General features: G+C 63.4%; 15 protein-coding genes. 5 read left to right on the forward strand and 10 right to left on the reverse strand.

Translation table 11 applies throughout. The features are described 5' to 3' along the window. Positions 1–65: 65 nt before the first annotated feature. The 4 genes from ABR948_RS20900 to ABR948_RS20915 all read right to left on the reverse strand — a co-directional run bounded on the left by ABR948_RS20900 (position 66) and on the right by ABR948_RS20915 (position 2594). Positions 66–707 carry a hypothetical protein gene (locus tag ABR948_RS20900; RefSeq protein ID WP_428121548.1) on the reverse strand — a complete coding sequence of 214 codons (642 nt, stop codon included), beginning with the start codon at positions 705–707 and terminating at the stop codon, positions 66–68. Between the two features lie 108 nt (positions 708–815). Then, positions 816–1340 (reverse strand): xanthine phosphoribosyltransferase, encoded by a 525-nt coding sequence (gpt, locus tag ABR948_RS20905; protein WP_213738396.1) that lies wholly within the window; start codon positions 1338–1340, stop codon positions 816–818. Between the two features lie 12 nt (positions 1341–1352). Further along, positions 1353–1772 (reverse strand): PaaI family thioesterase, encoded by a 420-nt coding sequence (locus tag ABR948_RS20910; protein WP_428121521.1) that lies wholly within the window; start codon positions 1770–1772, stop codon positions 1353–1355. A gap of 81 nt (positions 1773–1853) precedes the next feature. After that, positions 1854–2594 (reverse strand): competence/damage-inducible protein A, encoded by a 741-nt coding sequence (locus ABR948_RS20915; RefSeq protein WP_428121523.1) that lies wholly within the window; start codon positions 2592–2594, stop codon positions 1854–1856. Between the two features lie 207 nt (positions 2595–2801). Between ABR948_RS20915 and ABR948_RS20920 the strand changes: the two genes are divergently transcribed. The 4 genes from ABR948_RS20920 (at position 2802) to ABR948_RS20935 (ending at position 6726) form a co-directional block, all read left to right on the forward strand. Beyond that, on the forward strand, positions 2802–4220 hold the full coding sequence (locus ABR948_RS20920) for a circularly permuted type 2 ATP-grasp protein (RefSeq protein WP_428121525.1): 1419 nt from the start codon (positions 2802–2804) through the stop codon (positions 4218–4220). Between the two features lie 29 nt (positions 4221–4249). Next, positions 4250–5194 carry an alpha-E domain-containing protein gene (locus tag ABR948_RS20925; RefSeq protein WP_428121527.1) on the forward strand — a complete coding sequence of 315 codons (945 nt, stop codon included), beginning with the start codon at positions 4250–4252 and terminating at the stop codon, positions 5192–5194. 182 nt (positions 5195–5376) lie between these two features. Then, entirely contained in the window at positions 5377–6225 is an 849-nt protein-coding gene (locus ABR948_RS20930; RefSeq protein ID WP_428121529.1) for a transglutaminase family protein, read from the forward strand. A 165-nt stretch (positions 6226–6390) separates the two neighbouring features. Continuing rightward, a complete protein-coding gene (locus tag ABR948_RS20935) occupies positions 6391–6726 on the forward strand; it encodes a hypothetical protein (RefSeq protein WP_428121532.1) in 336 nt (111 codons plus the stop codon). Between the two features lie 43 nt (positions 6727–6769). On the opposite strand, the gene ABR948_RS20940 is transcribed toward ABR948_RS20935, so the two are convergent. The 4 genes from ABR948_RS20940 to ABR948_RS20955 are packed head-to-tail and all read right to left on the reverse strand — an operon-like array spanning position 6770 to position 11347. Then, positions 6770–7300: a c-type cytochrome gene (locus tag ABR948_RS20940; RefSeq protein WP_428121534.1), complete on the reverse strand. Its 531-nt coding sequence runs from the start codon at positions 7298–7300 to the stop codon at positions 6770–6772. Further along, positions 7287–8582: a sulfite dehydrogenase gene (gene soxC, locus ABR948_RS20945; RefSeq protein WP_428121537.1), complete on the reverse strand. Its 1296-nt coding sequence runs from the start codon at positions 8580–8582 to the stop codon at positions 7287–7289. Before soxC ends, ABR948_RS20940 begins: the two co-directional genes overlap by 14 nt. 49 nt (positions 8583–8631) lie before the next feature. Further along, on the reverse strand, positions 8632–9267 hold the full coding sequence (locus ABR948_RS20950) for an SCO family protein (protein ID WP_428121550.1): 636 nt from the start codon (positions 9265–9267) through the stop codon (positions 8632–8634). A gap of 13 nt (positions 9268–9280) precedes the next feature. Beyond that, positions 9281–11347, reverse strand: coding sequence for an outer membrane protein assembly factor BamB family protein (locus ABR948_RS20955; RefSeq protein ID WP_428121539.1), 2067 nt, complete (start codon positions 11345–11347; stop codon positions 9281–9283). Positions 11348–11697: 350 nt separating this feature from the next. Here ABR948_RS20955 and ABR948_RS20960 point away from each other — a divergent pair, with 350 nt between their 5' ends. Then, a complete protein-coding gene (locus tag ABR948_RS20960) occupies positions 11698–12918 on the forward strand; it encodes an ABC transporter substrate-binding protein (protein WP_428121541.1) in 1221 nt (406 codons plus the stop codon). Between the two features lie 161 nt (positions 12919–13079). Here ABR948_RS20960 and ABR948_RS20965 read toward each other — a convergent pair whose 3' ends face one another. Beyond that, positions 13080–13373, reverse strand: coding sequence for a hypothetical protein (locus ABR948_RS20965; protein WP_428121544.1), 294 nt, complete (start codon positions 13371–13373; stop codon positions 13080–13082). Continuing rightward, positions 13373–14044 (reverse strand): PspA/IM30 family protein, encoded by a 672-nt coding sequence (locus ABR948_RS20970; protein ID WP_428121546.1) that lies wholly within the window; start codon positions 14042–14044, stop codon positions 13373–13375. Before ABR948_RS20970 ends, ABR948_RS20965 begins: the two co-directional genes overlap by 1 nt. Between the last annotated feature and the right edge of the window lie 143 nt (positions 14045–14187).

The raw sequence follows: 14187 nt of genomic DNA on the forward strand, positions 1-14187 counted from the left end.
CCTTGTGGGGGAGAGCTGGAGAGAGGGGTAGCGACAAGCACCGTCGTTGCAGCTTACCCCTCTCCCTAACCCTCCCCCACAAGGGGGGAGGGAACAGACCGTGCGCTTGGATGCAGCACCGGTTTGTAGCCGGCGATGAACGCCCGCAACGTCGAAGGCGGCGTCAGCAGCATCGCATCGTTGATCGTGTTCCGCGCTTCACCATAGCCGGCCGGTGACCACGACAGCGCCCGGCCCTGCACAACCAGATAACTTCCCGCCCCCGCATGCACCATCGCGCCGTCAGGCAATTCTTCCCACTGCATCGGCAGCGGATGCAGCCGTTTCTTCCCGGCCGCAAGCCGCTCGCGGTGCAACACGGCGTCGACGTCGCGGGCGAGCGCTTTCGTGATGCCGTTGCCCGTTTCCCACGCCGCGCGAAACCGGTTGGCGTCGTCGCGGCGGCAGAAGAAGCACGGGCGATGGCCCGCCGCGAACGCGGTGGCTTCGTCGAGAAAAAATAATTCGGTCCAGCTGCGCCCGCCCATCACCTCACGCCGCCGTCCCCCGAATTCGCACACGCAAGTGAGCCAGGCCTTGTTGGCCCAGCGCCGCGTCAGGGTCTTGGTCACGGGGTCGTGGATAATGCCGCGATTGCCGGTGAACAATCCGCGATGTGGGGTCGCGATGATGTCGCCGGCAGGCGTGACGCGATTTTGCAGGGGCATGGCATTCAAGCAATAATCGTCATAGCGAGGAGCGTAGCGACGAAGCAATCCACTCTTTCATGTTGTGATAAGATGGATTGCTTCGCTTTGCTCGCAATGACGGCTTTGTCACGCCGCGCCGTCGCGGATCGGGGGCTGGAACGACAGCGCGGTATCCCAGGGAAAGAAAATCCAGGTGTCCTGCGACACTTCGGTGATGAACGTATCCACCAGCGGCCGTCCCTTCGGCTTGGCGTAGACGGTGGCGAAATGCGCATCCGGCATCATGTCGCGCACCAGCCGCCCGGTCTTGCCGGTGTCGACGAGATCGTCGACGATCAACAATCCCTTGCCGGTGCCACCGCCGAGTTTGGCGGTGTCGGCCGAAATGCCCTTGAGCACCTGCAACTCGCCCTGCTTGGTATGATCGTAGCTGGCGATGCAGACGGTATCGATGATGCGCACGCCGAGTTCGCGCGCCACGATCGCGGCCGGCACCAGTCCGCCGCGGGTGATCGCGATCACGGCATGAAACGGACCGACTTCATTGAGCCGCCAGGTCAGCGCCCGGCAATCCCTGTGAAACTGGTCCCATGACACTGGAAAGGCCTTGCCCGCCCGCTCCTGCGCACTCAGTTCCGGATTTTCTGCCATGATTGCCCCCTGTTACATTTTACGAATGACGAATGTGCCGGTGGCGGTCGCGACAATCTTGTCGCTCTGCCAGAGTTCGGCGCTGCCGTGGCACATTTCCCGGCCCCGCATCACCACGCGACCAAGGCCCTTGATGGGACCGAGCCGCGCCGGCCGGTGAAATTGCACGTTGAGATTTACCGTCGGCGCGAACTGTTCAAGGTCGAGCGTCGCCGACAACGCGGTGCCCATGGTGTCGTCGAGCATCGCCGCGAGAAATCCGCCCTGCACGGTGCCGGCCGGATTGAGAAACATCTCGACCGCCTCGAAGCGGGTTTCGATGGTGCCGCGCTCGCCGTCGATCTCGACGAACCCAAGCCCGAGCGTCTTCGCGCAGGGCGGCGTCGGCAACCTGCCATCGACCATTTTCCAGAAGAAAGAATTCTTGTCCAAGATGCCGCTCTCGCTCTGATCTCATCTGTTGTTGAGCATGATCTCTTCGGAAAACCGGTTCCCATTTTTCCGGATCATGCTCTACCTAACCACGTTCAAACCCGCCAACATCTCCTTCACCGCGGCCATCGCCGCCGCGAGCTTCTCCGGATCGCGCGAGCGGACCACGAGGTTGGTGTTGGGCTTCTTGTCTTCGTCGTAAAACGGATAGCTGCCGATGATGGTATCGGGATGGGCGTTGGCGATCAGGCGCAAGGGACCGCCGATGTCGCCTTCGCGCGCATTGGCGCGAACCGTGTCCGACAGCATCCGCACCCCGGACTTCAGTTTCGGCGCGACGATGTCCATCATCGCCTGCATGATCGAGGGCACCCCGGCCATGACGATGACATTGCCGATCTTGAAGCCGGGCGCCAGGATGGTCGCGCTCTGGATCAGTTCGGCGCCGTCGGGAATCCGCGCCATCCGCAGCCGCGCCTCGTTGAGCTCGCCGGCGCCCTGGAATCGCTCGCGAAACCGCGCCACCACGTCCGGGTGATGATCGATGCCGACGCCGAACGCCTTGGCGATGCTGTCGGCGGTAATGTCGTCATGGGTCGGCCCGATCCCGCCGGTGGTAAAGACATAGGTATAGCGGCCGCGCAGCGCGTCCAGCGCCGCGATGATCTCGGGCTCCTCGTCGGCGACGACGCGGACCTCCTTGAGGTCGATCCCGATATTGGTCAGGTATTCCGCGATAAAGCCGATATTCTTGTCCTTGGTCCGGCCGGACAGGATTTCGTCGCCAATCACCAGAATTCCCGCCGTAACGATCTCGCTCATAACCTCTCCTTGTCCCGCACCGCAACCGGCCCGCAAAGCGCCGCCCTTGCCGCCGAAATAAGCAGCCGCCAGCCGTTTTTTCGGGCAACATCCCGTGCATTGCCGGCAAATGCTCTCGGCCAATGCATATCGCGCTGGCCCGGGCCTTGCTACCATCCCTTTCAGTCATGCACTGTCCTGCATGGCCACGAAAAGCAGTCAGGGTATATGGCAGTCGCGTTCGACGAAATGAATGGGCCCAACGGCGAGCTCCGTTCGGCCTACCTGGAACTCTCCCGCTGGCTGAAGGAGACGCCGCCGGACGCGCTGGAATATCGCCGCCAGGAGGCGGAATTGCTGTTTCGCCGGATCGGCATCACCTTTGCCGTCTATGGCGACGCCGAGGCCCAGGAGCGGCTGATCCCCTTCGACGTGATCCCGCGGATCATGTCGGCGAAGGAGTGGGGAATCCTCGAAAAAGGCCTCAAACAGCGGGTGCGCGCGCTCAACATGTTCCTGCGCGACATCTACCACGGCCGCGATATCCTGCGCGCCAACATCATTCCCGACGACCTGATCTTCCAGAATCCGGTGTTCCGGCCCGAGATGAACGGCCAGGACGTGCCGCATGACGTCTACGTCCACATCGCCGGCATCGACATCGTCCGGGTCGATGCGGAAAATTTCTACGTGCTGGAAGACAATGCGCGCACGCCGTCCGGCGTGTCCTACATGCTGGAAAACCGCGAAATCATGATGCGGCTGTTTCCGGATCTGTTTGCCCGCCACCGCGTCGCGCCTGTGGAAAAGTACCCGGACGAGCTGTTGTCGGCGCTGCGATCGGTGGCGCCGCTCAGCGCCGCGGCCGAGCCGACGGTGGCGCTGATGACGCCCGGCGTCTACAATTCCGCCTATTACGAGCATTCGTTCCTGGCCGACAAGCTCGGGATCGAACTGGTCGAGGGCCGCGATCTCATCGTCAAGAACGATGAGGTGTTCATGCGCACCACCGAGGGCCTCAAGCGGGTCGACGTGATCTACCGCCGGGTCGACGACGACTTCCTCGATCCCCTCACCTTCCGTCCGGATTCCGCGCTCGGCGTGCCCGGGCTGATGTCGGCCTATGCCGCCGGCAATATCACGCTGGCCAACGCGGTCGGGACCGGAATCGCCGACGACAAGGCGGTTTATTCCTACATGCCCGATATCGTGAAATTCTATCTCGGCGAGGAGCCGATCCTCAAGAACGTGCCAACCTTTCGCTGCCGCGAGCCGAAGGATCTGGCCTACGTGCTCGACAATCTCAGCGAATTGGTGGTGAAGGAAGTGCACGGCTCCGGCGGCTACGGCATGCTGATCGGCCCGGCCGCGACCAAGGCCACCATCGAGGCGTTCCGCGACAAGCTGAAGCGCGAGCCCGAGGGCTTCATCGCCCAGCCGACGCTGGCACTGTCGACCTGTCCCACTTGTACCGAATCCGGCCTGGCGCCGCGCCATGTCGACCTCAGACCCTTCGTGCTGACCGGCAGCAACCACGTCACCATCATCCCGGGCGGGCTGACGCGCGTGGCGCTGAAGGAAGGCTCGCTGGTGGTCAATTCAAGCCAGGGCGGCGGCACCAAGGACACCTGGATACTGGATGAATAAATCAGGCCTCAAGAGAGCAATATCTTCGCATGCTGTCGCGCACCGCTGAAAACCTGTACTGGCTCGCCCGCTACGTCGAACGCGCGGAATATCTGGCGCGCACCATCGAGGCGACGCTGCGCGTCACCGCGCTGCCCAACGCCTATATCGGCAAGACCAACGAGTGGGACTCGGCGCTGCTCACCGCCGGGGTCAGCGTCAGCTTCTACGAGATTCACGAGGAAGCCAACGAACACAACGTCGTCGATTATTTGTCGTTCGCGCCGTCCAATCCGTCCTCGATCCGCAATTGCATCGAGAACGCGCGGCTCAATTCGCGCTCGGTGCGCACCGCGCTGACCTCCGAAATGTGGGACACCATCAACTCGGCCTGGATCGACCTGCAGGAAGTCTGGGGCAAGGGCGCCAAAACCCGCGAAGAACTGACGAAATTCCTGCGCTTCGTGCAGGAGACCTCGCTGCGGTTCGACGGCTCGGCGTACCGGACCATGCTGCGCAACGACGCCTACTGGTTCTCGCGGCTCGGCCTGCATCTGGAGCGCGCCGACAACACCGCCCGTATCCTCGACGTCAAATATCACGTGCTGCTGCCCGAGGAAGAACATGTCGGCGGCCCGCTCGATTATTATCAGTGGACCTCGATCCTGCGCTCGGTGTCGGCGCTGACGGCCTACCACTGGGTCTATCGCGAAACCCTCAAACCATGGCTGATCGCAGATCTTCTGATCCTCAACGATTCGCTGCCGCGCTCGCTGGCGAGCTGCTACGGCAATCTGGTGCGCAATCTCGACCAGATCGGCGTCGCCTATGGCCGCCAGGGCGCCTCGCAGCGCCACGCCCGCGGCGTCCGCAATCGCCTCGAGCACAGCCATATGGACGATATCTTCCAGCACGGCGTGCATGAATTCATTCAGGAGTTCATCGCCGATAACGGCAGACTCGGTGAAATCATCGCCAAGCAGTATCTGATTTGAACACCGTCACGGCCGGCTCTCCCGGCCATGACGGCCATGCCAGCAACGTCATTGCGAGCGCAAGCGAAGCAATCCATCCTTACCTTGTCGTCCGATGGATTGCTTCGTCGCTTCGCTCCTTGCAATGACGACCGCTGATATCTCGCGTCTAAATCTCGAACGCCTCCGTCCCGGTACCCGTCATGCGCCTGCGAATCGCCCATTCCACGACCTATCGCTACGAGCCGCCGGCCACCGGCGTCATTCAAATCCTGCGGATGACGCCCGGCAGCCATGACGGGCAATATGTCGCCGAATGGCAGATCGATGTCTCCACCGATTCACGGCTCGATGTGCATCAGGACGCGTTCGGCAATGTTACGCATGTGCTGACCTTCGGGCCGATCGCCGATCTCACCATCCATGTCGAAGGCCTGGTCGAGACCCACGACACCGGCGGCGTGCTCAAGGGCACCGATGAGCGGTTTCCGCCCAGCTTCTTCCTGCGCTCGACGCCGCTGACCGAAGTCAATCCGGCGATGGCGAGCTTTGCGCGCGAGCTGCGCTCGGAATCCGAAGCCGACGTGCTCGGATTCCTGCATGCGCTGATGATGCAGATCAACGAGCACATGACCTTCGATGAAGACCCTACCAACAGCGGCACCTCGGCGGTGGAAGCGTTCGGCCTCAAGCGCGGCGTATGCCAGGACTACGCCCATATCTTTATCGCCTGCGCGCGCTCCGGCGGCGTGCCGGCGCGTTTCGTCTCCGGGCATTTCCTGCGCTCCGACGGCATGGTCAATCAGCAGGCCGGCCACGCCTGGGCCGAAGCCTTCGTACCGGATCTCGGCTGGGTCGGTTTCGATCCGGCCAACGCCATCTGCACCACCGACGCCCACGCCCGCGTCGCCATCGGCCTCGATTATCTCGGCGCCGCCCCCGTGCGCGGCACCCGCTATGGCGGCGGCATGGAAACCCTGACGGTCGCGGTCAAGGTCGAGCAGGTCGGACGGCCCGGCCCGTCGCAAAGCCAGTGGCAGACCCAGTCGTAGCTGCCGTGAAACGCTCGCCGCCTTTTTGACGTTGTTTGACCTAAGGTAGGGGCCGGGAGCTCTGGCGTACGAACATGCCAGCGGCGGTTCTTACGGGCAGAGGACAACAGCGTGCAGCTATCATCGAAGTTCATGCCGCAGCCAAAGCTGCGGCGCGGTCTATTCGTGCTCGGCGCCATTTATGCGCTTACCGGCGCCGCGGCACATGCCCAAAATCTCGATCAGGGCAAATCGGCGGTGCAGTTGTTTGCGGATAGCTGCGCGACATGTCATCGCGGCGCACGCGGTCTTGCCAAGGGCCGCTTCCGTCCCGCGCTGTTCCTGTTCCTGAAAGACCACTACGCGACCAATTCGAGCACGGCCTGGGAGCTCGCTTCTTATCTGGCGGCCGTCGACACCCCACAGAGCGGCCGATCGCGCGCTGCTGCGGCGAAACCGTCGCGTCCTGCCAAACCCCGGTCTTCGAGCCATCCACCGGTGCCATCCACGCAATCTGATTGAAGGCTCGGAGGAATCCGTCGTAGCCCCGGATCGACATCCAAAATCATTTCTCCCGGGAAAAACGCACAAATCCATCCCGGTTCGGCATTCGCACCGCCGGCAGCGTCCGTGCATCCATCGTATCGTTGTCTCCGATCACGCCGTTGAGCTGCAGGATGTAGGCGACAACCGCATAGACCTCGTCATTGCTGAGCGATTTGGAATAGTTCAGCGGCATGGCGCGCCGCACATAGTCGAACACGGTGGTGGCGTAGGGCCAGAAACTGCCGATGGTCTTGACCGGCGCCTGACCCGGTCCGAGCGATCCCTGCCCGCCGACCAGTTGATCGCTCGGCTTGCCCGCGCCTTTCTCGCCGTGACAGGCGAGGCATTTGGCGAGGTAGACCTGCTCGCCCTGCTGCGGTGTTCCGCTGCCGGACGGCAGGCCGGCACCGTCGGGGCCGATGCTGATGTCCCAGGAGGCGATTTCCTCAGGGGTAACGACTTTGCCGAGATCGGGGCTTTCCGCCAGCACGGCGCCACACCCGACAACGAGCGCCGAACAGACTGCAAGCAGCGTGTTACGCGTAGACATGCTTGACCTCGCCGCCTTGCGCCACGCCCCAGCTGGCAATGCCGTTGAAATGGTAGATGGTCCGGGCGCCACGCTCGGCGATGAGTTTGGACCGCGACGGCTGCACGTATCCGGTATCGTCGGTCGCGCGGCTCTGGAGCGTCGCCGGGCCGCCATCCCAACGCCAGGGCGAGCGGAATCGTGTGACCGCCATCGGCAGCACCGGCTCCTGCAGCGCCGCCAATGCCCAGCTTGCGCCGCCATCGGCGGAGACTTCGACCTTCGCGATCTTTCCATGGCCGGACCAGGCGAGACCCGTGATCTCGTAAAGACCCGGCGCTGCCATGGTCAGGCCGGGAGACGGGCGCGTGATCACCGACTTGGCCTCCTGGGTGAAACAGAACTGCAGCGATTTTCCGTCGTTCTGCAGGATGGTGTATTTCGAGGTTTCATCCTTGGTCATCACAGGTCCCTCGGTCAGCTTGATGCGCCGAAGCCATTTGACATTGGCGTTGCCTTCATACCCCGGCAACAACAGCCGCATCGGATAGCCGTTCGACGGCCGCACCGGTTCGCCATTCTGGTAAATCGCGACCAGCGCGTCGTCCATCGCCTTTGCAAGCGGCACGCTGCGGCTCATGCCGGAGGCGTCGGCGCCTTCCGCCAGCAGCCACTGCGCGCGCGGGTCGATGCCGGCGTCCTCCAACAGCGTCGCCAGCCTCACGCCCGTCCATTCGGCGCATGACAACAGGCCATGGAGTGGCTGGACGCCGAGCTGGGCCGGTTCCTTTTGATAGAGCTGCGCGCTGTTGCCGGCGCACTCGATGAAGGCGACGCGGGACTCCATCGGGTAGCGCATCAGCGCATCGAGCGTGTAGACCAGCGGGCGCCTGACCAGACCGTGGATCAATAGCCGGTGCGCCCCAGGATCGATGTCCGGAATGCCGCTGTGGTGGCGCTCGAAATGAAGTCCGTTCGGCGTCATCATGCCGTCGAGCAAATGATGCGGCGTGCGCGAGGTGCCGGTGCCGGTGGTCCCGGGCGCGCTCGCGAAGATCCGCGCCACCTTGCCGGCATATCGCGACGGCTGTCCGTACGGCACGAAGGGCGAGCCCGGCGTTTTCATCCAAGACTCGACCGGCAGCGGCTCGACCGGCAGCGCCTCTGCCGCGCGTCCATCGTCCGGCAGTGCGGCGCTTCCGATCGCCGCCGCCCCGCCGGTCAGAAACAGACGGCGGTCAAGAAGTCCGTTTCCGGCCGCCGGTTCCGGCTCGTTTGCCTTGGTCCGCCTGTTCTTGCGCATCGTCTGCTCCGATCTGGCAAAATGTGAGCGCCGCTACTCCGGCCCAAATCTAGTCCAGCTGAAGCCGTGTGCGGATGGCGTCGGCGATGGCATCGGGCGCAAGACCGGGTGGCAGGAAGCCCTGATATTGCCCGTCCTTGCCGATGAGATAGATGAATCCGGTGTGGTCGACCGAATAGTCGCCCGGCGCGGCGTTGCTTTGTTTGGCGAAGAACGTCCTGTAGGCGATCGCCGTTTTCCGGATCTCGGCAACTGAGCCGGTCAGGCCGATCAGTCGCGGGTGAAACGACGAGACGAAATCGGCCAGCCGTGCCGGCGTGTCGCGCTCCGGATCGACGGTGATGAACAGGGGCTGCACCGCCTGCGCTGCCGCGCCAAGCCTGTCGAGCGCGAGCGAGATCGATTGCAGCTCGGTGGGGCATACGTCGGGGCAATAGGTATAGCCGAAATAAAGTACGACCAGCTTGCCTCGAAAATCCGCGTCGGTGCGGCGATGGCCGGTCTGATCGGTGAGCTCGAACGGACCACCGACGGGCGCGCGGCCCGACAGCAAGCCTTCGATCAATTCCGTGGCCGAGGGTTCGGCAGAAGAGGGTTCGGTGGCCTCGTTCGCGGCAACAGGCGCGGCGAAAAGCACGCACGAAAGCGCAAGCCAGAGGCACCCTACGCCCGGCCTGCGCGCCATGGTCACTCGACGATCACTCGACAATCACTTGCCCATACATCCACGGATGCGGCGTGCAGATGTAGTAGTAGATACCGGGCTTGTCGAACTTGACGGTTTTCGTCTCGCCCTTGGCCAGCGCGCCCGTGCTCCAGCTATTTTGCTGCAAGGCGCTGGCGTCGTGCGGAATGTCGCCGACATTGGTGAAGCTCACCGTCGTGCCGCTCTTGATCCGGGTGCGCGCCGGAGAAAAGCTGTACTCGGTGTTATTGGCGCCGATCTTGATCGCATCGGCGCCCGCCGCGATCGGCCCGATCGGGCCGGCAATCGTCTGCGGCGCCGGCGGCGGCCACAGCGGGCCGAGCTGACCTTTGAGTGAAAAGGTCCAGACCGCATCGCCATAGGCACTGCCCTGCATCTGATTGCCGCCGGCCGCGATCGCGATGAACTGTTCGCCATCCACTTCGTAGACGACAGGCGGGGCGTCGGCGCCAAATCCGGTCTGAAAACGAAACAGTTCCTGGCCGGTCTTGGCATCGAGCGCGAGGAAATTGCCATCCGGTTCGCCGCGCAGCACCAGCCCGCCCGCCGTGACGGTCGAGCCGCCGCCGCCGCCGATGCGATAGGGCGTCTTGTGCTGCCAGGCGATCTTGTTGGTCCTGGCGTCGATCGCGGTGAACGTGCCGGTCATGGTCGTGCCGATTGGTGCTGCCTGTCCACCGCCGGTGTAGCGCTGCCCATTGGTGTAGCTGGTACCGTTGCGCACGAACGCGCTGGTGCGCACCGTACCAGGTACATAGAGATAGCCGGTATCAGGACTGTACGGCATTGGCGACCAGTTGGTGCCGCCGATACCGGAAGGCTGAACCAGCACCGGGGATTCCCAGTACGGGGTGTAGATGCAACCGGCTTCGTCGTAACCCGCAATCTTCTCCGCGCATTGCGGCACGGTCGCATCGCCGACGGGTATAGGCTGCGTCGCCGCCGTCTTCTGCCGCGGCTCCTGCGGCACCGGCTTCTCCTCGATGCCGACCAGCGGTTTTCCATTGGTACGGTCGAGGATGTAGGCCCAGCCGGTGCGACCGGCCTCGGCGATGCCCTTTCGCGGTTCGCCGTTGATCACGGTGTCGAACAGCACCACCGGGCTCGCGGCGTCGTAGTCCCAGATGTCGTGGTGCACCTCCTGGAAGTGCCAGGCGTACTCTCCGGTCTTGGCCTTCAAGGCCACGATGGATGTGCAGAACAAATTGTCACCTGCACGCATCGAACCATCGTAATCCGGACCGCAATTGCCGACTGCGAAGTAGACGAGGCCGAGCTCAGGATCGAGCGCCGGCGTATTCCAGATCGGGGCGCCACCGCGCATCGCATGGTCGGTGCCGGGCGGCCAGGTCTCGCTGCCTTTCTCGCCAGGACCCGGCAGCGTGAACCAGCGCCACATGATCTCGCCGGTTTTGGCATTGAGCGCGGTCAGCCGGCCGCGGACGCCGAACTCGCCGCCCGTGATCCCGCTGTAGATCATGCCGTCATAATAAAGCGGCGCGCTGGTGATGCCGTAGCCGTTCTGCCATTTTTCGATCGGCGTCTTCCAGGCGACCTTGCCGGTCTTCATGTCGAGCGCGACGACGTTGGCGTCGAGCTGGCCGAGATAGATTTGTCCCTCGCCCATCGCAAGACCGCGATTGACCCAGCCGCAGCACACCGTCGAGATGGCCTGATCGATGCCGGACCAGTATTCCCAGATGATCGCGCCGGTCTTGGCGTTGAGGGCAAACACGTCGTCATTGCCGGTGACGACATACATGACGCCGTCCTTTACCAGCGGAGACGCCTCGAAGGAATATTTGCCGCCGACGCCTGAGCCCTTCAGGCGCGTCATCCACGCTCCCTTGAGCTTGCCGACATTGGTGGTGTCGATCTGCTTCAGTGTGGAATAGCGATTATTGGTGAGATTGCCGCCATTGGTAACCCAGTCCTTGCCGACCGGGCCTCGAAGTAATGCGTCGATCTCGGCATCGGCGGCTCGGGCGGGCGCAGGCGCGATGATCAACAGACCCAGAACGATCAACGCGGAAACCGTCCACCATGCCAGACGCAGCATTACCACCTCCCCTTTTTCATGCTGGCGTTCGGCCAGTCGAGTCGATGTGACCGTACAGCCGGGCAACGGATTTAGCTATGCCGTTTGCAGGAACCCGAACTGCAGAAAGTTCTGTGCGCATCTCGGACATCGCGACGCATCGGCGGAATGTGACGCGACCTCGCCAAGACACCTCGCCAAAACACCTCGCTAAGACACCTCGCCAAGACCATGCGGCGCGTTGCGACTGGATCAGGCTGCCGATGCGTGCTTCGCGAGCGGCGATCGTACTGCGTCGCAACACCGCAAAATTGCTATTGCCCGCAAAGAAAGAATGCCAGCACAATCCTGCGGTCCAGGGAGCAACAACAATGACACATCATCCGTCGAGGCGGGATTTCTGCGTGACCGCGGTGGCGACCATCGTCGCCTCCACGACATCAGTGCGAGCCGGAGACAAGAAATATGATCCCGGTGCCAGCGATACCGAAATCAAGCTCGGCCAGACGGTGCCACACAGCGGTCCGGGTTCGCTCTACGGCGTGCTGGGGCGGGTCGGCGAAGCCTATTTCCAGATGATCAACGAACAGGGCGGCATCAACGGGCGCAAGGTCACGTTCCTGACGCTGGACGACGCCTACAGCGCGCCGAAATGCGTCGAGGCGACGCGGCGGCTGGTGGAGCAGGAAGAGGTGCTGGCGCTGTTCGGTTCGCTCGGTACCGCGCCGCAGACCGCGGTGCACAAATATCTCAATTCCAAGGGCGTGCCGCAATTGATGCTCAATACCGGCGCGTCGAAATGGAACGACCCCAAGAACTATAAATGGACCATGGCAGGCTTGCCGCTGTATCCGACCGAAGCGCGAATCCTCGCCAAGCATGTGCTGAGCGTGAAGCCTGAAGCCAAGGTCGGCATTCTCTACCAGAACGACGATTTCGGCCGCGACTTCCTTGGCCCCTTCAAAAAGGTTTTGGCCGACGCCGGCGGCAAGGCGCAGGTGATCATGGAGCAGACGTACGATCTGTCCGAGCCGACCATCGATTCGCAATTGATCAATCTGTCGAAGTCGGGCGCCGACGTGTTCTACAATATCAGCACCGGCAAGGCGTCATCGCAGTCGATCCGCAAGGCGGCCGAGCTCGGCTGGAAGCCGCTGCAACTGCTGTCGGCCGGCTCGACCGGCCGCTCGATTCTCAATGCCGCCGGCTTCGAGAATGCCAAGGATATCGTCGCCATCCGCTATGCCAAGGAGGCCGGACCGGGGCGCTGGGAAAACGACAAGGACGTGATGGCGTTCGAGGCGCTTCGCGCGAAATATCTGCCGAACGTCGATCGCGACAACACCATCGCCTATGCGGGCTATGGTCAGGCGGCCTCCATGGCGGAAATCCTGCGCCGCTGCGGCGACGATCTCACCCGCGCCAATGTCCTGAAGCAGGCCTCGACGCTGGCCGGCTTCCACTCGCCGTTCTTCCTCGACGACATCAATTTCAGCTACACACCCGACGACTACTCGCCGATGAAGACGCTCCACATCTCGATCTTCGACGGCAAGGACTGGCAGATTTCGGAGAAGCCGGTCACCGAATAGCGGCGCAGATTGCTGACGGTCAGCATCGGTCTAAACAGCCCGGGCATGCCGGTCCGCTCGCCAAGGCAGTCCTGCGCAGCCGGGTACCCGGTCGCCGCTCGTGACCCGGAGCAGACGATCCGGAAACTGCCGGCGATCTGACGGGCCGGGGGCCCGATCCATCAACCAGACGTCGCGCGCGCCTTCGCGAATGCCCGGTGGCCGGCCCAGACCATGAAGGCGACCATCGCCCCGGTGCCGATGATGCTCGCCAGACTTCCGGCCGCGAGGCCGCCGGCGATTCCGGCGAAGCCCCAGAGGATCGCAAAGAAGTAGCAGATCAGGCCGCGCACGGCGTGCCCGCCACGTCGCGCTACCCCGACGCTCCCCTTGGCGACGGCGGCGGCGGTTCGGACGGTACGGACCGCCGCGCCTTCGTTCAGCTGCTGCCAGTCCGTGGGCGGTTTGCGAATCATCAGGCGGCCTCGTGAGCCTTCAGCGCGGCCAGCCGCTCGGCGACGGTGGCGCTCTTCTGCATGCCATCTATCGCGGCGACGCGGTTGATCGTGTCCGCGTCGGCGCGGGCGAAGCCGACTCCGCCCGCCCCCGCCATGGCGCGATCAAACGCCTGTTCGGCCGCGTCGACCATCTTTTCGGCCGAGCGATCCCGGCGCCCCGGGCGGTCACCTCCGACCGCAGCCTCCCGCCGCGAGATCAGGTAGGCCTGCAGCGCGTCTTCCATCTGGCGCTTGCGGGCGCTGAGCGCGGCCAGGCCGTCCTCGAGCCGCTGCTCCTCTTGGCGCGCCTGCTGCTGGACGGCATCGAGCTCCTTGGCCTGCGCCTCGAAGTCGATTTGGCGGGACAGCGCGGCCTCGGCGAGATCCTCGCGTCCTTGGCCGAGCGCGAACTTGGCTTTCGTGGTGAGCTCTTCGGCGCGCTCGGTGAGCATCTTCTGCTGACGGGCGGCCTGCAGCCGGCGCGCCATCGTCGATTGGAGTTCCGCCTTCACCTGATCGATGGCGCGGTCCGCCTCGCGAATAGCCTCGCGCATCACGGCGTCGCCGCCGGCCTGCTCCATGCGGTCCACCGCGTCCTCGACGGTCGCCGAGAGCAGACGGGACATACGAGCGAAGATTGATTCAGCCATGACAAGCCCCTGTTTGGATAATGTGCATCGCATCGTCGCACAGTTGATTTAAGCTTCCGTTAAGCCGTTTCGAAGCCACAGCTATCGTCGTCAACAAATCGGCAACCTTGTCGGGCGAGACTCCGAGCGTGTATCTCAGGGAG

The organism is Bradyrhizobium sp. (assembly GCF_050014615.1).
Taxonomy (GTDB): Bacteria; Pseudomonadota; Alphaproteobacteria; order Rhizobiales; family Xanthobacteraceae; genus Bradyrhizobium.